Source organism: Anaerobium acetethylicum, assembly GCF_900096945.1.
GTDB lineage: Bacteria > Bacillota > Clostridia > Lachnospirales > Lachnospiraceae > Anaerobium > Anaerobium acetethylicum.
The window spans coordinates 1-20,183 of record NZ_FMKA01000003.1; the positions used below are offsets into that span (position 1 = coordinate 1).

19 protein-coding genes are annotated in these 20,183 nt (G+C 47.7%); all 19 read right to left on the reverse strand.

Annotation, left to right across the window (positions count from 1 at the left end):
* Positions 1 to 264: 264 nt before the first annotated feature.
* Positions 265 to 459 carry a Flp family type IVb pilin gene (locus BJR36_RS04155; RefSeq protein ID WP_139133509.1) on the reverse strand — a complete coding sequence of 65 codons (195 nt, stop codon included), beginning with the start codon at positions 457 to 459 and terminating at the stop codon, positions 265 to 267.
* 815 nt (positions 460 to 1,274) lie between these two features.
* Positions 1,275 to 1,685 carry a cytidine deaminase gene (cdd, locus tag BJR36_RS04160; protein WP_091230580.1) on the reverse strand — a complete coding sequence of 137 codons (411 nt, stop codon included), beginning with the start codon at positions 1,683 to 1,685 and terminating at the stop codon, positions 1,275 to 1,277.
* A gap of 206 nt (positions 1,686 to 1,891) precedes the next feature.
* Positions 1,892 to 2,557: a deoxyribose-phosphate aldolase gene (gene deoC / locus BJR36_RS04165; protein ID WP_091230582.1), complete on the reverse strand. Its 666-nt coding sequence runs from the start codon at positions 2,555 to 2,557 to the stop codon at positions 1,892 to 1,894.
* An 89-nt stretch (positions 2,558 to 2,646) separates the two neighbouring features.
* Positions 2,647 to 3,360 carry a purine-nucleoside phosphorylase gene (gene deoD, locus BJR36_RS04170; protein WP_091230585.1) on the reverse strand — a complete coding sequence of 238 codons (714 nt, stop codon included), beginning with the start codon at positions 3,358 to 3,360 and terminating at the stop codon, positions 2,647 to 2,649.
* Between the two features lie 22 nt (positions 3,361 to 3,382).
* Positions 3,383 to 3,598 carry a hypothetical protein gene (locus BJR36_RS04175; RefSeq protein WP_091230588.1) on the reverse strand — a complete coding sequence of 72 codons (216 nt, stop codon included), beginning with the start codon at positions 3,596 to 3,598 and terminating at the stop codon, positions 3,383 to 3,385.
* Between the two features lie 106 nt (positions 3,599 to 3,704).
* The gene (locus BJR36_RS04180; RefSeq protein WP_091230591.1) at positions 3,705 to 4,745 is read right to left on the reverse strand and encodes an alpha/beta fold hydrolase; all 1,041 of its coding nucleotides are present in this window, start codon (positions 4,743 to 4,745) and stop codon (positions 3,705 to 3,707) included.
* 227 nt (positions 4,746 to 4,972) lie between these two features.
* Positions 4,973 to 5,542: a thiamine phosphate synthase gene (locus BJR36_RS04185; protein ID WP_242875450.1), complete on the reverse strand. Its 570-nt coding sequence runs from the start codon at positions 5,540 to 5,542 to the stop codon at positions 4,973 to 4,975.
* Positions 5,529 to 6,683, reverse strand: coding sequence for a 2-iminoacetate synthase ThiH (gene thiH / locus BJR36_RS04190; RefSeq protein ID WP_091230597.1), 1,155 nt, complete (start codon positions 6,681 to 6,683; stop codon positions 5,529 to 5,531). The genes BJR36_RS04185 and thiH overlap by 14 nt, the downstream gene beginning before the upstream one ends.
* Positions 6,684 to 6,695: 12 nt before the next feature.
* Positions 6,696 to 7,472, reverse strand: coding sequence for a thiazole synthase (locus BJR36_RS04195; RefSeq protein ID WP_091230600.1), 777 nt, complete (start codon positions 7,470 to 7,472; stop codon positions 6,696 to 6,698).
* Between the two features lie 150 nt (positions 7,473 to 7,622).
* On the reverse strand, positions 7,623 to 8,309 hold the full coding sequence (gene thiF / locus BJR36_RS04200) for a sulfur carrier protein ThiS adenylyltransferase ThiF (RefSeq protein ID WP_242875451.1): 687 nt from the start codon (positions 8,307 to 8,309) through the stop codon (positions 7,623 to 7,625).
* Between the two features lies 1 nt (position 8,310).
* Entirely contained in the window at positions 8,311 to 8,508 is a 198-nt protein-coding gene (gene thiS / locus BJR36_RS04205) for a sulfur carrier protein ThiS (RefSeq protein ID WP_091230602.1), read from the reverse strand.
* Between the two features lie 549 nt (positions 8,509 to 9,057).
* Positions 9,058 to 9,489 (reverse strand): GNAT family N-acetyltransferase, encoded by a 432-nt coding sequence (locus tag BJR36_RS04210; protein WP_091230604.1) that lies wholly within the window; start codon positions 9,487 to 9,489, stop codon positions 9,058 to 9,060.
* Between the two features lie 215 nt (positions 9,490 to 9,704).
* Complete coding sequence (locus tag BJR36_RS04215; protein ID WP_091230607.1) at positions 9,705 to 14,225, reverse strand: PolC-type DNA polymerase III; 4,521 nt, start codon at positions 14,223 to 14,225, stop codon at positions 9,705 to 9,707.
* Between the two features lie 5 nt (positions 14,226 to 14,230).
* Complete coding sequence (gene ispG / locus BJR36_RS04220) at positions 14,231 to 15,286, reverse strand: flavodoxin-dependent (E)-4-hydroxy-3-methylbut-2-enyl-diphosphate synthase (RefSeq protein WP_091230610.1); 1,056 nt, start codon at positions 15,284 to 15,286, stop codon at positions 14,231 to 14,233.
* Between the two features lie 10 nt (positions 15,287 to 15,296).
* Positions 15,297 to 16,328: an RIP metalloprotease RseP gene (gene rseP / locus BJR36_RS04225; protein WP_091230612.1), complete on the reverse strand. Its 1,032-nt coding sequence runs from the start codon at positions 16,326 to 16,328 to the stop codon at positions 15,297 to 15,299.
* A gap of 1 nt (position 16,329) precedes the next feature.
* On the reverse strand, positions 16,330 to 17,472 hold the full coding sequence (locus BJR36_RS04230) for a 1-deoxy-D-xylulose-5-phosphate reductoisomerase (RefSeq protein WP_091230615.1): 1,143 nt from the start codon (positions 17,470 to 17,472) through the stop codon (positions 16,330 to 16,332).
* A 157-nt stretch (positions 17,473 to 17,629) separates the two neighbouring features.
* Positions 17,630 to 18,430 (reverse strand): phosphatidate cytidylyltransferase, encoded by an 801-nt coding sequence (locus tag BJR36_RS04235; RefSeq protein WP_091230619.1) that lies wholly within the window; start codon positions 18,428 to 18,430, stop codon positions 17,630 to 17,632.
* A gap of 2 nt (positions 18,431 to 18,432) precedes the next feature.
* A complete protein-coding gene (locus BJR36_RS04240) occupies positions 18,433 to 19,140 on the reverse strand; it encodes an isoprenyl transferase (protein ID WP_091230622.1) in 708 nt (235 codons plus the stop codon).
* A 471-nt stretch (positions 19,141 to 19,611) separates the two neighbouring features.
* Complete coding sequence (gene frr / locus BJR36_RS04245) at positions 19,612 to 20,166, reverse strand: ribosome recycling factor (RefSeq protein ID WP_091230625.1); 555 nt, start codon at positions 20,164 to 20,166, stop codon at positions 19,612 to 19,614.
* Between the last annotated feature and the right edge of the window lie 17 nt (positions 20,167 to 20,183).

Consider the following 20,183-nt stretch of genomic DNA (forward strand, 5'->3'; position numbering starts at 1 on the left):
AGATGAGTTAATTGTAAAAGAAAAGCTGCTCCAAGGCAATATGGAACAGCAAAAAATAGAGAGGGCTATCACGCAGCATGCGTGATTTGGTTCAAATAGTGTCAAATCAAACTGATTCCTGTGTTAACACGTCCTATCAACTTTTACTAGGTATCTTTCATAATAAATACCATACAGGATAACTACGCTTTTAGATAACGAGTATAATTATCATCACAAAGGAAAACATTTACTTTTTACTTTGCTTTCAAATCACAGTATCTGCTAGGCTGGGGGCTGTTGAGCTGCGGGGACTGGGTTATTAATTTTATCTGAAATTTTAGTAAATGCAGTTTGTATTGCAGCTACCAATGTTGGACCTGCCGCTATTGCTAACAATGAAATAACTGCTATTACCAGCGCATACTCTACAATTCCCTGTCCTTCTTCTTCCCTAACTAATCTTCTTAATAATGTCATAATAAACTCTCCTTCCTATACCCCCTAGCTAATGCAACTATTTACATCAGCCAAAATAAAAAAGTTATATTGTTAAAAGAGAACAGTGCTAAAAGCAAAGTTGTTCCCTGTGTTACCATATACTGTTTTATACTTTCTTTGGGATAGAACTCCGAACATATACCATGAATCAATTAAAAGGCTATAGAAAATTTCAAATGAACTCAGGTTATCATTTCCATCCTGCTCACTAATTCCAAGCCAAAAATTATGTATCAACCAAGTGTTCCTTCTGTCCGAATCTTTTGTGTCAACATGAAGTTTATTTTATGTTTATTATGTGTGCTTTTGTGTTTTTTTTCGGTCATATTTAAGTATAACTGAATTCTACCACCGCTGCTTTATGTTGTCAATGTTTTTGCGTATATTTATTTTATTTTTTGTCAATTCAGTTTTTATGTGTTATTTATGTTAACTATCTTTTGAATAGTTATATTTTTACAACCATCTTCAATGTTACAAACCCGCCATTTTCAAGGAATATTTACACAGGATATACAACTGATGCTCAATCCGAACAGTATCTCACTCCAACCAGATATCTGATGCATCTCTTATCCTGATTACCAAAAATGAAAATCAGCCCCTATCCCCGAACATCCGGAAATAAGAGCTGATTCTGTAACTGTTCAGACCCCCGTCTCACGAGGCGTTTTTATGCTGAATTTGCATAAAAACCCGAGACATGCCTGCGCCAAATTGCTGATTTTGCAATTTGTGTGCATCATCTGTGACTATGAAGGACGTAGTCCTGAATAGTTACCTGATTCTATCTATTACAGGAGATTCCCCGGCCCAAACCCTTCGGGCAGGAGTTTCTCCAGCGTATATACTTTATAATCCTCCGGCGACTTTGCCAGAATGATCCAGAATGTACGGGGATTGCAGAATTCCATCATCACCTGGCGGCAGACGCCGCAGGGCGGGCAGTAATCCGTTATCTTTCCTTCCTTCCCGCCGAAAATCACAATCGAATCAAATTCCCGCTCCCCTTCGCTGACAGCCTTGAAAAAGGCAGTCCGTTCCGCACAGTTCGTCGGGGAAAAAGCCGCATTCTCAATGTTGCAGCCTGTATAGACCTTCTGTCCTTTTGTCAGCAGCGCCGCTGCAACCTTGAAGTTGGAATACGGCGCATAGGAATTGGGCAGGGCGTCGATTGCCCTCTGTATCAGTTCCTTGATTTCCATTTTTCTTGCATTCCTTTCCTTGAGTGGTATATAACGACTGTACATAGCCGCAGTATAAATACATTTTGCGTCAGTGCATACACAATGTTATATACACGAAGCATCTGCAACGCAATGCGAACTTTGAAGCATGTAGACTACTATCACGACATTGTTATCATATTACTTCTATCATGTTACTTCTATCATGTCACTTCAACCATCAATCAGTATCCTGATGCCGCCTCATTTTTGGCAAGCTTCACGATACGGCTTGTCCCAAGGCGCGACGCCCCAAGCTCTATAAACTTCTCGGCGTCATCAAATGACGCCACGCCGCCTGCTGCCTTGATCCTGACATTTTCCCCTACGTGTTCTGCAAACAGTTTTACGTCCTCAAAAGTCGCTCCTGCCGTCGAAAATCCGGTAGATGTCTTGATGAAATTCGCACCTGCACGGCTTACCACCTGACACATCCTGATTTTCTCTTCCTCAGTCAAGAGGCAGGTTTCGATGATGACCTTGAGGATCCTGCTTCCACAGACCGCCTTGATGGCCTGTATTTCCGATTCCACCTTTTCGAAGTTTCCGTCTTTCACATCGCCGATATTGATCACCATGTCTATTTCATCTGCGCCGTTTCTGATGGCATCCTCTGTTTCAAATATTTTAACTGCAGTCGTGCTGTATCCGTTCGGGAAACCGATGACCGTGCACACGGCCATCCGGTCCTTTACATATTCCCGGGCCCGCTGTACATAGGCAGGCGGTATGCACACTGATGCTGTTTTGTATGCTATTGCATCATCGCAGATCTGCCTGATTTCTTCCCAGGTTGCCGTCTGGGTAAGCAGGGTATGGTCAACTTTTTCAAAAATCGTCTTTCTGTCCATAAACAACCTCTTTTCTTAAAATCAAGTTTCACAAATCCAGTTCTACAATCCCATTCCATAATCCCGTTCCTCAATACCGTTCCACAGTGCTATTCAGCAATCTCCAGCGCAATCTTCATCATATCCGTGAAGGTTGTCTGCCTGTCTTCTGCAGACAGGGACTCGCCGGTAAACAGATGGTCGGAAATGGTCAGGATGCACAGGGCCTTCTTCCCTGCCCTTGCGGCATTCATATATAAGGCCGCAGCCTCCATCTCGACCGCCAGTATATTCATTTTTTTCCATAATGACGCCGCATTCTGGTTGTCATCGTAAAAGGTATCTGATGACAGTATGTTGCCGACCACAGCTTTTATGCCGTTCTTTTCAGCTGCTTCCACAGCCTTGCGCAGCATACCAAAATCCGCTATGGGCGCAAATGTTCCCGGCAGCTGATACTGGGCAGCGTAGTTGGAATTCGTGGATGCCCCCATCCCGATTACAATGTCGTGCACCCTGATTTGGTCAGCAATCCCGCCGGCGGAACCGATCCGGATAATGTTGTCGACATCATAGAAATGGTAGAGCTCATAGGCGTAGATGCCGATTGAGGGCATCCCCATGCCTCCTCCCATTACAGAAACCGGTTTCCCGTTATAGGTGCCTGTATATCCCAGCATGTTGCGTACTGTGTTGAAGCATTTGACATCCTCTAAAAAATTTTCTGCGATGAACTGCGCCCTTAAGGGATCACCGGGCATTAAGACTGTTTTTGCGATTTCGCCTGGTCTTGCCCCGTTATGGGGGGTCGGTGTGTTTGCCATTGTTTTTCCTCCTCCGAATCAATTATTTGAAAACAGCACTCAGGATAAGCCCAAGCACCACCAGCACCACGCATAGTGCCGGAACTACCAGCAATCTCTTCATCATGCCGGCTTTTACTTCCTCGACCTGCCTGTCCGCGTCGTCTTTCATGTAGGCACTGATATCCCGTATTGAAAAAACTGCCGCCGCTACCAGTACTATTACTGCGGCAATAAAATAAATCTGAACGATTTTCATTTTTATGCTCCTTTTTCAAGTATGTTTTGCTGCCTGGCAAAAGTATGCCCGGGCTTTGTTTTCCCTTTCAGCCTGACCCTCATTCAGCTCAGGAACCGGCGAATTTTCACTCCGTCTTACCTGCGAATTTCTCTGCCATCCACCGGGCAAACCTCTCCTCTTCTTCAAAATGAGGAAAATGCGCCGAATCCTCATACAAGATGAACTCTTTGACTTCTGCATCAAGCATGTCGAAATAATCCCTGGCTGCCCGGACAGAAGTCATATAGTCATACTGGCCCATGACAAAATAGCAGGGAACCGCAGCGCTCGTCACAAGATCTGCCAGAGGCTTTTCAAGAGGGTCATACTGGATTGCCTTCATCGTTACATACATTCCCGAAAAATAGCGCACCGTATCCAGGAGGTTATATTCCGGGTTTTTCAGGAATCCCACAAGATAATCCCGGTAGTAATCTATAAGGCGTGAGGAGCCTTTATATTTTCTGATGTATTTCGCAGGCATCAGAATGTCACCTGATAAAATTCTGTCGCTCAGTTCCTTCATCTGCTCGACATCCCGGGCATTTCCGGCCTGCTCAGCCATCTTAAGGCAATAGGCCAGGCTTTCCTGGTTGTTGGTCCTGATGTCGGCCATCTGCCCGACGCCGATATAGGCCGCGTATTTCTCGGGTTCTCTGGCAACAGCCTGCATGGCTATGTAGGTGCCGAAGGAATGGCCCATCAGGATGACTTTCTCCTTGCCGAAACGCCTGGAAATGTAGTCCGTCAATTCCAGAAGGTCCTCCACCAGCAGTTCTGTTGTGAGCTCTGAATAGTCCTCAAAGAAATGAAATGATTTTCCGCTGCCTCTCTCGTCATAATTGACGACGGTAAAATCCTCCTCCAGCAGATCCTGGTATTTTGTAAGGTATGGTGCCTCAGGGCTTCCAGGACCTCCATGGACATAGATTATGACAGGATTTGAACTATCCCGTCCCCTTATCATGATTTCCTGTTTGGCTCCGCCCAGTTCCACTTCTTCAAGTATACTGATGCTGTTTTTCCCCTTGATTGCCGGCGTCCAGGTCGGAAATACCATTCCTGCTGCGACAAGAAGGGGGACTGTGATTCCTACAAATTTAAGTGCCTTTTTCAGCTTCTTCATAAAACCACCGCCTTTGCTATTACAACGGAAACAGTGCACGACCTATATACCTCTCACATTAACCATACCATACTATTTTTTCTAATTCCATCTGTTTTTCTGAAAAAAGCACAATAAAAAGCAGAGCATCTTTTCAAGTTTTCCAGATGCTCTGCCTGGCCCCTCCAGTTCATTAATCACTCCAGTTCATCAATCACTTCGGTTCACAAGCACTCCTGTTTCATAATTCAATCCATATTCATAAATCCTGACATGATGCACACTCCGTCAGCCCCCGCTTTAACAGCGAGGCCGGCGTTTTCCCTATTAATTCCGCCGATGGCGTAGACGGGCAGGTCTACATTCCTGCAGAGTTCCTCCAGGAAGGGGATGCCCCTGGGCGGAAGCCCCTTCTTGCATCCCGTTTCAAATATATGGCCGGCGATCAGACAGGTGGCTCCGAGACCCTGGGCCTCTAATGCTTCCTCGCCTGAATGTACAGAGACTCCTACTTTTTTAAACCGGGTCATTTCAACCACTGAATTTCTCAACAGTCCAATCGGAAGATGGATATTCGGACAGCCAAGATGCAAAGCCGCTTCCATATATGTATGGAGGATGCATTCCACCCCGTATCTTCTGCATATCCCCATAACCTGCCCTGCAAGCTCCATGTATTCGGATTCAGACAGATCCTTCTCCCGCAGTATGATTCCTGCGGGTCTTTTTTCTGCTATCTTCTCAACCTGATCCAGGAAGGGAATCCGGCACAATTTCCTGTTTGTGACTGCAAATACCCTGCAATTATACATAGACATATTCATTCATGACAGGCTGAAGGCCTTTTTCCCTGATGGCATCATATACCTGATCCACGGTTCTTCTGTCGGAAATTTCAAACTGGTCGTCGCCCTGCTCTCCTTCCTCCCCGCCGTGGCCCCCTATTCCTGTGCTGACGCCTGCAGAGATTTTTGTTGCCGCCATGCCGATTACATTGTCCCTGAATGCGGCCCGCTCCCTTGTTGAGATTGTGATGTTCGCAAAAGGCAGGAATATGCGGTACGCCGTAATCACCTGCAGAAGCTGGGCTTCGTGGACGTCTTTTGGATTGATCCTGTCATTGTTGATGATGGGGCAAAGTCTCGGACATGATATGGAGATTTCGGCATGGGGATATTTCCTCTGGATGAGATGCGCATGCATGCCCGTTGCAAAGGCGTCCTTCCTGCAATCGTCGAGTCCGAGAAGTGCTGCAAAGGCAACGCCCCTCATCCCTCCCCTGAGAGCCCTCTCCTGTGCATGGAAGCGGTACGGAAATATACGCTTCCTGCCTGCCAGATGCAGGGTTTCGTATTTTTCCGAATTGTAAGTCTCCTGGAATACGGTGACAAAATCCGCCCCGCAGTCATGCAGATAAGCATATTCTTCCGTATTCACCGGGTATATCTCCAGGCCCACCATTCTGAAATATCTGCGTGCAATTTTGCAGGCCTCCCCGATATACGCCACATCAGACATGGCAGGGCTCTCCCCTGTCAGAATCAGGATCTCTTCCAGGCCCGTCTCCGATATCGCCTTCATTTCGGCCTCTATCCTGTCCAGGTCAAGCTTTACCCTCCGTATCCTGTTATGGCAGTTGAATCCGCAGTATACGCAATGGTTTTCGCAGTAATTGGATATGTAGATCGGAGTAAAAATGTAGACCGAATTTCCGAAATGCTTCCTGGTCTCCTCCCGTGCCCTCTTCGCCATGTCCTCGAGGAAGGGCATCGCTGCCGGTGAGAGCAGTGCCGCAAAGCCTTCCGGAGCCAGTGGGTTGCTGTCCAGAGCGCGCCGCACGTCAGCCTCTGTATACCTGTCGTAATCGTATGCCTCCATCCTGGCTATGACTTCTTCCATGATGTCTTCCGGGATTGTTTCCATTCCCTCCATGTATTCCATATGATTGATCCGTTCCATCTTTCTCTCCCCCTAATCTTCCAAAAACCCAGTCAGCGGCGAGGATGCAGAAGCCCCTTTATCCATGATGCGCCCAAGTCCTGCAAGGTATGCCATCCTGCCGGCCTCAACCGCATTTTTGAATGCCCCTGCCATCACTGCCACATCTCCTGCCGTGGCAATAGCCGTATTTGCCATGACAGCGGCCACTCCCATCTCCATTGCCTCGCATGCCTGTGAGGGTCTTCCGATGCCGGCATCCACAATGACCGGCAGACTAATTTCATCAACAATCATCTTAATGAACTCCTTGGTGCACAGCCCCTTATTGGAGCCGATTGGGGAAGCCAGCGGCATGATGGATGCGGCTCCTGCATTCACAAGATCCCTTGCCGTGTTCAGGTCCGGATACATATAGGGCATGACGATAAAGCCTTCCTTTGCAAGTATTTCAGTCGCTTTGATGGTTTCATAGTTGTCCGGCATGAGATATCTGCTGTCTCTTATGACTTCGATTTTTACAAAATCCCCGCAGCCCATTTCCCGTGACAGTCTTGCAATCCTGACAGCCTCGGCCGCATTTCTTGCTCCTGAGGTATTCGGGAGCAAAGTCACTCCTTCCGGTATGAAATCCAGTATGTTTTCTCCTGCATTTGTATTTGCACGGCGCAGAGCCAGCGTTATGATCTGGGCTTCGGCATGGGTGATTGCCGCCTTGATAAGCTCCATGCTGTATTTCCCCGATCCAAGTATGAATCTGGAGGTGAATTCGTGCCCTCCGATTATCAGTTTGTCATTCTCATTCCTCATGTTCTTCTCTCCTGTTTCCCTTATTCATATTATTTTGTGACTATTCAGGACCATGTCCTTCATAGTCACAGATGATGCACACAAATTGCACAGATTCTTTGTGCTTCTGACGGCTTGAACTATCTGCCATCACGTTTATCCGCACATGCGCTAAATCTCATTTTCTCCAAGAAGCAGCCTTACCGCCATATTTGCCTGATGGCCTGCGCATATGCTTACCCTGCCAGACATCAGGCCTGTTCCCTCTCCGGCATCGGTGATTCCGTCCCCGCACAGGTAAAGATTCTTGCAAATCCGCCTGGTCTGTATGGAGTTGCCGCTTCCGTATCCTGCCATACCCGAACCCGCTATCACCGCCACATCCGGCCGATGTCCCAGCAGGGCGTTGACGAGCATTGCCTTGTTTTCCGGCACATCGAAGGCTTCACATACAATCTGGTCTTCCGAAAATATGTCAACAGCATTTTCAGCCGTAATTTTCACCATATCCGTCTTTATTTCCAGGTAAGGGTTGATCTGCATCAGCTCCCCCTTAAGAGCTTCTGTCTTAGCCCTTCCAAGATGCTCCACCCGGTAAGCCTGCCGGTTCAGATTGCTGAGATCTACATAGTCAAAATCCACAAGATGCAGGCAGCCTATTCCCGAACGCGCCAGCATCACAGCGATATTCGAGCCCAGGCCTCCAAGACCTGCGATACCTATCCTTCCACTACTGAGCCTTGCGTGTATCTCAGGTGAGAAGCGTTCATCCATTACCTTCTTGAATTCCTCCCGGGACGGAATCCTCCGTTCTGCTTCCAGTTCCTTTTTCATTTCCAGTTCCTTTTTCATTTCCATTTCAGCCTCCTCCCACAAAATTCACAACCTCCAGGCAGTCGCCATCCTTCAGAATCCTCTCACCATATGCAGCTTTCGGGATGATTTCCCCGTTGCATTCTACTGCTATCCGGGTCATGGAATATCCTTCCACTTCTAAAAAATCAGCCAGAATACTTCCTTCGGCCTCCTCTGCGCTTTTGCCGTTAACCTTAATCATGCTCTCACCTCCCTCCTGGTGCAAACCGCTCAAATACCATAATCCCGGCTCCTTATCCTATGTGGAGTGTTTTTGATTTATAGGAAATTCGTGGAATTTCCTATAAAGATTAGCGTGTAAAATTCCCCATGCGCCCATCGCACCACTATGAATGAAAACTGGTATAGACGTTTTCATAATAAAAGCCCTCTTGTAACGTCCGGCTTCGTCAATTTGCACATTCGCCACCTAACACGCAGTGATGTAAAATATGATTCAATGAGCAGCTTTATGAAGACGTTGGTACTTAGGCCGCGTACTTTGCGGCCTTACGTACCACTACGTCTTCATCTAAGCGAGAGCGCGCTGCGAATGAACATGTTTTGCATCACGTCCTCATTGTCGAAAACCTGCGCAAATTGACACTCCACTCCTATAAATCAAAAAAAGGCCACACGAAAAGATACACCCGCGGTGGTGTACCCCTTCGTGTGACCTTTTTCACACTCTGGCATTATTATAACAATTTCAGAATATTTGTCAATCGAATTGTGTAATTATTTTGTTCAATTATAACGATTTGGTCATCCTGATGTGAGGACAGGATTCATCCATATACACTTCGCCCACTTCCTGGTAGCCAAGCCTCTCATAAAAACCCTTCACTCTCTCCTGGGCTGACAGCACGATTTCTCTTGCCCCCTTGTCCGCTGCCGCTTTCTCCAGGCGGCCGATCACTTCAGCCCCCAGTGAACGCCCCCTGAACGCCTTCATGACGGCTACCCGTCCGATTGTATATATATCATTGCATTCCTTCGTAAACACGCGGCCTGTGGCTGCCGGGATCCCTTCATCATAAATCACGATATGGGTGGCATAACCGTCTATGTCGTCAAATTCATTCACGAATCCCTGCTCCTCGACAAATACTGCCTGTCTGATCAATCTGGCATCCGGATTCTCAGCCAGTCCTTCTGTCAGTTTCACTGTATATTTTTCCATTCTGTTCCTCCATATATAAACTGTAATCTTTACCCCCTGTGCGCCGCACAAGCGAAACTGTTTCCATTTTCCATGGGGCTCCCCGCAGGGAGCAGCTGTACATTAAAGGCAGCCTCACAGGACTGAGTCCTTCATCGTCACAGATAATACTCAAAAAACAGCCCCTCCCCTCTGCGGTACCGCCGGAACAGGGAGAGACTGGCTTCATTTTCCAGCTAAAAATCAAATAACGAAAACTGGTTCGTTTCGGGCATTTCCTCAAATATCCCCAGGTCCGACATCAGGTCGATTACCGTCTTGCTGACCTTTGTCCTCTGCCGGAAGTCGTCCTTGGAAAGGAATTTTCCATCCTTGGCTGCCTCCACCACTGCATCGGCCGCCTTGTCTCCAAGGCCGTCTATTGTGCTGAGGGCTGGCATCAGCTTCCCGTCAATTATCTGGAAGCGGTTCGCCTGGGCCCTGTAGATATCGATCTGCAGGAACTCGAGCCCTCTCGCATACATTTCCTGGACGATCTTCATGTCCTTGTAGGTATCCTGCTCTTTTTTTGAAAGGGTGTCGCTGCGCCTCTTGTAATCTGCCATATGGTATTCCAGCTTGTCCCTGCCGAGGCACATGAGCTCGTAGCTGAAGCCTGAAGCACGGATGCTGAAGAAAGCCGCATAATATGCAAGCGGATGGTAGACCTTGAAATAAGCGATTCGGAATGCCATCATAACGTAAGCTGCCGCATGGGCTTTCGGGAACATGTACTTGATCTTTTTACAGGACCAGATATACCAGTCCGGAACCCCTGCCTCTGTCATGGCCTCTTCCCATTCCGGCCGCAATCCTTTTCCCTTACGCACGCTTTCCATGATTGTAAATGAAAGCTCTTTGTCCATACCCGTATTGATCAGATAGGTCATGATATCATCTCGTGTACAGATGGCTGTCGAAATCGTCGCCTTTCCCTCCTGTATGAGGGTCTGGGCATTTCCGAGCCAAACGTCGGTACCATGTGAAAGTCCTGAAATCCTGATCAGATCGGAAAATGACTTTGGCCGAGTATCCATAAGCATCTGCATAACGAAGTCCGTTCCGAATTCCGGGATTCCAAGGGATCCAAGCTGGCAGCCTCCGATATCCTCAGGGGCTATCCCAAGGGCCTTGGTGTTCAGGAAAAGCGACATGACCTCCTGGTTATCCAGTTCTATTTTCTGGGCGTCCACGCCCGTCAGATCCTCCAGCATCCTGATCATGGTCGGATCGTCGTGTCCAAGTATATCGAGTTTGAGCAGGTTATGGTCGATGGAATGGTAGTCGAAATGGGTCGTGACCGTATCCGTATTCATATCGTTTGCCGGTCTCTGGACAGGTGTAAAAGAATAGATCTCCTCGCCGTGAGGCAATACGATGATTCCGCCAGGATGCTGTCCTGATGTCCTCCTTACTCCCACGCAGCCCTCCACGATCCTGCCTATCTCGCAGTTCCTCTTGTGGATTCCTCTTTCCTCGAAATAATTCTTTACATATCCGAAGGCCGTCTTATCAGCCAGTGTTCCTATGGTTCCGGCCCTGAATGTCTGGCCTTCCCCGAAGATGACCTCCGTATATTTATGTGCCTTGCTCTGGTAGTCTCCTGAAAAGTTAAGATCGATATCAGGTTCTTTGTTTCCCTTGAATCCAAGGAAGGTCTCGAAAGGAATGTCGAATCCCTCTTTTACAAGGGGCGCTCCGCAGACCGGACATGCCTTGTCAGGCATATCGCAGCCGGCCCCTCCCGCAAATTTCCTGACTTCATCGGATTCAAAATCGCTGTAATGGCATTCCTTGCAGTAATAGTGCGGCGACAGAGGATTAACCTCTGTTATACCTGCCATCGTTGCAACGAAAGAGGATCCTACCGAACCCCTGGAGCCTACCAGGTATCCGTCTTCATTTGACTTCCATACCAGCTTCTGGGCGATGATATACATAACGGCAAAGCCATTTGATATGATTGAATTGAGTTCTCTCTCGAGCCTCTCCACAACCACTTCCGGAAGCTCTTCCCCGTAAATCGAATGGGCCTTGTCATAGCATATTGTCCTGAGCGTCTTATCCGAGTCCTCGATTATAGGCGGACATTTGTCGGGCCTTACCGGCGAAATCTTTTCGATTTTTTCAGCGATCATGTTCGTGTTCGTGATGACTACTTCTTCCGCCTTTGCGCTTCCAAGGTATGCGAATTCCTCAAGCATTTCCTCCGTAGTCCTCAGATACAGCGGTGCCTGGTCGTCTGCATCCTTGAAGCCCTTGCCGGCCATTATGATTCTCCTGTATACCTCGTCCTCCGGATCCATGAAATGCACGTCGCATGCCGCAACCACGGGTTTGCTGAATTCGTCGCCAAGAGCCACAATCTTTCTGTTTATCTCCATCAGCTCTTCTTTGCTGCTTATGGATACTTTTTCGCTTCTGATCATGAAATCATTGTTTCCAAGAGGCTGTATTTCCAGATAATCATAGAAATCCACAAGCCTTGCAATCTCCTGTTTGGAATGTCCCTTGAGGATGGCCTGGTAGAGTTCTCCGGCCTCACAGGCCGAACCGATGATCAGTCCCTCCCTGTATTTCAGGAACTCGCTCTTTGGGATTCTGGGCCTCCTGCTGTAAAAATCAATATGGGAATAGGATATGAGCCTGTAAAGGTTCACCCTGCCCACATCGTTCTGCGCAAGTATGATTGCGTGATGGGTCGGGAGCTTCTTCACAGAATCTTTTGACATGGTTCCAAGGGCATTCACGCCGCCAAGGCTGCGGATTCCTCTTTCAAGCAGCATCCCGCCGAACCGTATGAATATTTCCGCCGTCGCGCCTGCATCATCCACTGCCCTGTGATGGTTTTCAAGGGATACTCCCAGCGCTTTTGCAACTGCATCCAGCTTGTATTTATTCAGGCTCGGCATCAGTACCCTTGCAAGTGCAACTGTGTCTATGACCGTAAAGTCCGTTTCAATTCCCAGCAGCCTCGCATTTTCTTCAATGAAGCTCATATCAAAGGAGGCATTGTGGGCCACCATGACAGAATCTCTGCAAAAATCAAGGAATTCTGGCAGTACCTGATCTATCATAGGGGCATCCATAACCATATGGTCATTGATTCCCGTAAGCTTTTCGATTTCAAATGGGATGGGCACGTCCGGGTTGACGAAGGCACTGTAGCGTTCAGTCATAACACCATTTTCAATCCTGACGGCGCCGATTTCGATGATCCTGTTGCTTGTCGGACTGAACCCGGTCGTCTCTATGTCAAAAACCACATAGCTGTCGTCAAGGCTCTGGTCTTTGGAATTTACGATGATCTCCTTCAGGTCGTCCACCAGATATGCCTCCACCCCGTAAATAACCTTGAAGTCCACGCCTTTCGGGACCGCATGGTTCGCTTCCGGGAAGGACTGGACCACTCCGTGGTCGGTGATCGCCATCGCCTTATGTCCCCATTTTATTGCGCGGGAAATAAGATCCTTTACGTCCGTTACGCCGTCCATATCGCTCATCTTCGTATGGCAGTGGAGCTCCACCCTTTTTTCCGGGCTGGTGTCCATCCTGGTGGATGTGAAATCCTGGATTTTTCTGATGCCGGTTACCGAACCGATCGTCAGCTCGCTGTCGAACTTATCGATTGTCGTGACACCCTTGATTTTATAGAAGCCGCCTTTTTTCAGCCCTCCCAGGATCTCGTCGAGCTGTTCATTCTTAGCAAACATCTTGACAGTCATGGTGTCCGTGAAATCGGTAATATTGAACATGATGATGGTCTTTTCGTTCCTGATTTCCCTTGTATCCAGGCTGATGATCTTTCCTCTGATGACAATCTCACCCATTTCGCCCATGATCTGGCTCATCGGCATGTCGTCCTCTTCAAAATCCCTGCCATAAATAACATCCGGATTATCTGATTTCTTGTAATTTCCATAGCTGTTCCTGGAAAATCCGCCTTTGGCCTGTTTCTTTGCTTCGCCATCCTTTGCCTGCTTTCCGGATTCCGCACCTTCCCTGTTGGCTGCTCCTCCGGCCTTCTGTATTTCCGTCCCTGCTCCGGCATCACCTGCCGATACGGTCATTCCTTCTGCTCCGCCTGCCGGATCACCGCCTGTCTGACCTTCATACTCGTCATCCCCACCGCTGCTGATTGATGAATTTCCGACTATAAACGCAACCTCCTGGGCAATCTTAAGCTCGCTGTTCTTCCTTGCCCTGCTTGGCTCGGCAGCGAAATATTCCGCATGGATTTCTGTTTTGAATCCGAACCGCTCATTGAATATCTTGTCCAGCACCCTGACAAGCTCGTCAGTCTTGCTCCTTGCAATCACCGTATCCTCCATATGGAGGACAAGCTTCTGCTCTTCCGGGAATTCCCATTTCGCCATCCTGAACACATTATACTCAAGCATGCTGTAGGCTTTCAGTTCCTCCAGAATGCTTTCATAGTAGATCGTCATAAATTTTTCAGGTGTGTACTGGCTTGACAGCTGGTACTTTTCCAGGATTTTTATCGTAAGCGGCGCCTTTTCAAAAAGCTGGTCTTTAATAGCCCCTTCCAGGTAGAATATATTCTTTTTTGGAATGAGTCTGGTGCTCATCAGATATATCCTGAGAAAATCTTTGGCTTTGGTGGTGGTGACCTTCGTCACCTCCGCCTCAGCCAACAGATCGCCAATCTCATTATTCACTTGTAAGCTTGGAAATACTTCAAAAAATACTTTTCCCATTTTATCTATTCACTCCAATGAAGCAGCTCTTCTCTTAATACGTCAATAAGCTGGTCTTCCGGTACTTTCCTGATGATCTGGCCTTTCTTGATCAGAAGGCCTTCTCCTTTTCCGCCCGCAATCCCTATATCCGCTTCCTTTGCCTCTCCAGGCCCGTTCACGACACACCCCATGACCGCTACTTTTATGTCAAGGGGAATATCTGCGACCATTGCTTCCACTTTGTTTGCCAAGTCGATCAGGTTAATCTGGGTCCTTCCGCAGGTCGGACAGGAAACCACTTCGATTCCGCCTTTTCTTAACCCCAATGTCTTCAATATCAGTTTTGCTGATTTGATCTCTTCTACAGGATCTCCTGTCAGAGATACACGGATGGTATCTCCGATTCCCTGGTTCAGAATGATGCCAAGTCCTATCGCCGACTTGATGTTTCCCGACATGATGGTTCCTGATTCGGTTATCCCTACATGAAGGGGGTAATCCGTCTTCTTTGCAATCAGTTCGTGAGCCGCAACGCACATAAGTACGTCAGAAGACTTGATGCTGATTACCAGGTTGTCATATCCCAGTTCCTCAATCATCCTGACCTTATCCAGGGCGCTTTCCACGATGCCTTCTGCAGTGACGCCGCCGTATTTTGCCAGTATGTCCTTTTCCAGGGAACCGCTGTTAACCCCGACACGGATTGGTATTCCTTTTTCCTTAGCCATGTCTACAACAGCCCTGACCCTGTCTATGCTTCCGATATTGCCCGGATTGATACGGATCTTATCAGCGCCGTTTTCCATAGACGCAATCGCAAGGCGGTAGTCAAAATGGATATCTGCAACCAGGGGGATGCTGATCTGTTTCTTGATATCTGCCAGAGCCTTGGCGGCATCCATGGTAGGAACCGCACACCGGATGATGTCGCAGCCTGCCGCAGCCAGCCTGTTTATCTGTGCAACGGTCGCTTCCACATCCTCCGTCCTGGTATTCGTCATGGACTGGATGAGAATCGGATTTCCTCCTCCGATCACTCTGTCTCCTATTTTTATTACCTTCGTATGATCTCTATACATATTCATCTTCCTATCCGAATATATTCTTTATATCGTTGAACAGTACAAATACCATCAGCGCCATCAGGGCGATGAAACCGATAAAATGCACGAGTCCTTCCTTTTTAGGGTCTACCGGTTTTCCCCTGACAGCCTCGATGACCAGGAATACCAGTCTGCCGCCGTCAAGTGCCGGAATTGGAAGCAGATTCATGACGCCAAGGTTGGCGCTCAGAAGGATGGAGATATTGAGCATGTTCAGAATCACATAAAGGATTCCATCCTGTTTGCTTTCCTCATAAGTATCGCCGATGATGTTGACGATTCCCACGGGACCCGATACATCGTCTGCCTTGACCTGGCCCTGCAGCATCATGCCCAGGCTCTTGACCGTCGTTTTGATCCAGTAGCTTACTTCATAGCCGCTGTATCTGATTGTATCAAGGGCATTCCCCTTTGTCCGTGCGCCGCTGCTGGAAATTCCCATCAGATAGGCGCCGGACTCGCTGCGTTTAGGTTCTATTGTCACTGTCTCCGTTTTTCCGTCTCTTTCGTAAACCATCTTTACAGTCTCGCCCTGGTGCAGCTGCACATACAGGCTTACCTCTCTGTAAAGGTTGATTTTTTCGCCGTTCATCCTGACAATCACATCGCCTGCCTGCAGGCCGGCGGTTTCAGCCGGGTATCCCTCCATGATGCCTCCTATTACAGGAGCGTCATATCCGATATTTCCCACTATGATCAGAGAGAGTACGAAAGCCAGGATAAAATTGAAGGCCGGACCGGCCGCTACGACAGAGATCCTTGCCCATACGGACTTGTTTCCGAAGGCCTTCTCGTCATCACTTTCGCCGTCTTCCCCAACCATCATGCAGGAACCGCCGAAGGGGAGAATTTTTACGGAATATCTGGTTTCTCCCTTTACGAAGCTTAAGAGTCTTGGACCCATGCCGAGAGAAAATTCAATAACTCCGATGCCGTTTTTCTTCGCCAGTAGGAAATGGCCAAGTTCGTGTATAATTACAATAAGGCTGAATATCAGAAGTGCTATTACTATATCCAAGTTACCACCTGCTTTCAATCAATTCGTATGTCGTTTTTTCCGTCTCAAGTATCTCTTCAACTGAAGGGTTCTGCACTATTTTATGTTCTGACATGCAGCAGCTGATAATCTCGGGGATCTCAAGAAATCTGATCTTCCTGTCGAGGAACTTGCTTACCGCCAGTTCATTGGCTGCATTATAAACAGTAGGCATGGAACCGCCTGCCGCCGAAGCCTCAAACGCAAGCTGGAGTCCCGGAAAATTCACCTTGTCCGGCTGTTCAAATGTAAGCTGGGAAAGTTTCGCAAAATCCAGTCTTTCGCCTCCAAGGAAACGCCTTTCCGGATAAAAAAGCGCATACTGTATCGGCAGCTTCATATCGGGTGTCCCCAGCTGTGCAATGATTCCGCCGTCCACGAACTCAACCATGGAATGGATGACGCTCTGCGGATGCACGACTACTTCTATCCGGTCCAGATCCACATCAAAGAGCCACTTGGCTTCCATTACCTCCAGGCCCTTGTTTACAAGCGTCGCTGAATCTATTGTGATCTTGCGTCCCATCACCCAGTTGGGATGCTTCAGGGCATCCTCTACCTGAATTTCCTTCAGCTGGTCCATTGTCCTGCCCCGGAACGGGCCTCCGGATGCCGTAAGCAGGATCCTGCTTATCTTTTCCGGATCCTCACCCTTCAGGGACTGGAAAATCGCACTGTGCTCGCTGTCTACTGGAAGTATCCTGACGCCGTGCTCTTTTGCCAGAGGCATAATAATATGTCCCGCAGTCACAAGGGTTTCTTTGTTTGCAAGGGCTATATCCTTCCCAGCCTTTATGGCTTCAATCGTGGGCCTGATGCCTATCATTCCTACGATTGCCGTCACCAGGACCTCAACACTTTCCATCGTGGAAATTTCAATGAGCCCGTCCATTCCGGACAGTATTTCAACATTCAGGTCGGAAACTGCGCTCCTGAGTTCTAAAGCCTTTTCTTCAGCCCAGACGCAGGCCTTTTCAGGTCTGAATTCACGTATCTGCTGTTCCAGAAGTTTTATATTTCCTCCAGCCGCAAGGGCTGCTATCTTCAGTTCAGGATTGTTCCTTACTACATCTAAGGTCTGGGTTCCGATGGAACCTGTAGACCCCAAAACAGATATATGCTTCATTATATCCTTCTTCCTTTCTTACGTTATGATACCAGGGTCAAAAAGTCATGTGTTTTATGCCTGCATGAAAAACATGACTTTTTGACCCGCAAAACACCTTTTTTCCCCTGCATCATGTTATACGACTATGAAGGACGCAGTCCTGAATAGTCAAAATCTACATCAAAATCACAGCTAAGAAATAGATTACAGGAGCAGTAAAAATCACGCTGTCAAAGCGGTCCAGTATCCCGCCGTGTCCCGGAATCAGCTTCCCGTAATCCTTGATTTCATGATTTCTCTTAATGCCGGATGCTGCCAGATCGCCGATCTGGGAAATGACTGCGCCGATGGCACAGATCACTACGCATGCTGCCACCGGATTCCCGAATACTGTAAGGTGCTTTCCTAAAATCAGTGCATAGGCTGCTCCGAGCAGCGCCGCGCCTGCGACTCCGCCGACGGCGCCCTCTACTGATTTTTTAGGGCTCAGCTTCGGTGCAAGCTTGTGCTTTCCAAAAAGGACTCCCACACAGTATGCGCAGGTGTCGCATCCCCATGAGCACAGGAAAATAAGCCAGACGATATAGGCTCCTCCCTCCAGAATCCTTGTCTGATAGACATAAGAAAGCATCACTGCCACATAAAATATGCCGAAGAATCCAGCCATCGCCTGATCCGCATGGTATTTCGGATAGGTCAGCACATACACCGCCATAAACAGAATCAGGCCGCCGACCACCGATATAAACACAAAATCCCGGGAACCGAACCCGAGTATCAGGTAATAGGCCAGGGCAGCCAGGTATCCCGCTGCTCCCAGCACTGTCTTTTTTATTTTTACTACATTATACAATTCGCTTAAGCCTATCATGGAAACCCCAAGAAGCGTAAAAAGCAGTACATTGCCTCCTGCAATGATGGTTATTAAAGCGATCGCAATCAGTACGATCCCACTTGCCAATCGAGTCCAGAACATTGCTATTCCTCCTTTACGCCTCCGTAGCGTCTGTCTCTGCTGTTATATTTTTCAATCGCCTTTACAAGCTCCGCCTTGTCAAAATCCGGCCAGAACACGTCCGTAAAATAGAATTCCGAATATGCAAGCTGCCAGAGAAGGTAATTCGAAAGCCTCTGCTCACCGCTTGTCCTGATGAGCAGATCCGGATCCGGAATTCCCCTGGTATCCAGATAGCCTGCAAACGTGGCTTCATCGATATCTTCCATCGATATTTTTCCTGCATCCTTGTCCGCCATCATAGCTTTCATGGCACGGACCATCTCATCCCTGCTGCCATAATTTATCGCAATCTGAAAATTGAGGCCTTCATTATTCTTTGTGGCCTCCTCCAGCTCTTCTATCCGTTCCCTTATGTCCTGATCCAGACCGTTTTTATCGCCTATGACCCTGACCTTCATTCTGTTCTTTTCTGCCGTCTTCAGGCAGGTCTTCATATAGTTCCTAAGCAGCTTCATGATCGCCGAAACTTCTTCCGTCTGCCGCTTCCAGTTCTCTGTTGAAAATGCATATACCGTAAGATACTTTATCCCCATATTATATGCTTCTTCGCATATCCGCTCCACATTTTTGCTCCCCTGGACGTGTCCGTAGTTCCGTGGCATTCCTTTGCTTTTTGCCCATCGGCCGTTTCCATCCAGAATAATTGCAACATGCTGAGGAATTTTCATAATCGTGACCCCCTTCCTATTGTACTGTCATTATCGAGACCAAAGCGGCTTCGCCGCTTCCACGCAGAGCTTTTTATCTCACAGGACGAACTTTCCTATGAGGATTAGAGTGTCAAAAGCCCTCTCGTAACGTTCCGATTCGTCAATTTGCACATTCGCCATCTATCACATAGTGATACAAAACATGAATTGATGAGCAGCTTTATGAAGACGTTGGTACTTAGGCCGCGTACTTTACGGCCTTACGTACCACTACGTCTTCATCTAAGCGAGAGCGCGCTGCGAATCAACATGTTTTGCATCACGTCCTCATTCGAAAACCTGTGCAAATTGACGAACACTATTTTGTAAATGGGCTTTTGACACTCTTCTCCTATTAGATAAAAAAAGGGGCTGCTTCCCACACCGGTCCGAAACTGCGGGCCGGTGCAAAAGGTGCCCCTCTTTATGCTGCCTTCTCAAAGAAACACTTTATACAGTAAGGACTTCTTTTGATTTTGCTTCTACTGCCTTATCGATATCTGCAACATATTTATCTGTTAATTTCTGGATTTTTTCTTCTAATATTTTTACTTCGTCTTCTGAAACATCGCTTGATTTGATGAGTTTCTTGAAGGCATCATTTGCATCACGTCTGATATTACGCACTGCAACTTTGGCAGCTTCGCCTTTTTTCTTGATATCCTTAACCAGTTCTTTTCTTCTCTCTTCTGTAAGTTCAGGGAAAACGAGGCGGATGACTTTGCCGTCGTTGTTCGGTGTAAGACCCAGGTCTGACTGCATGATTGTCTTTTCGATTTCCTTTATCAGGCTTGATTCCCAAGGCTGTATCTGGATCATCCTTGCTTCGGGCACCGATATATTTGCGACCTGCTGGATTGCAGTCGGTGTTCCGTAATAATTTACTTTCAGTTTATCAAGCAGATGAGGATTTGCCCTTCCTGCTCTGATCGATGCATATTCTTCCTCTAATGACATATAGGATTTCTGCATTTTGCTTTCATACAACTGTATTCTCTCGTCCATTTCAATCTCCTCCTATG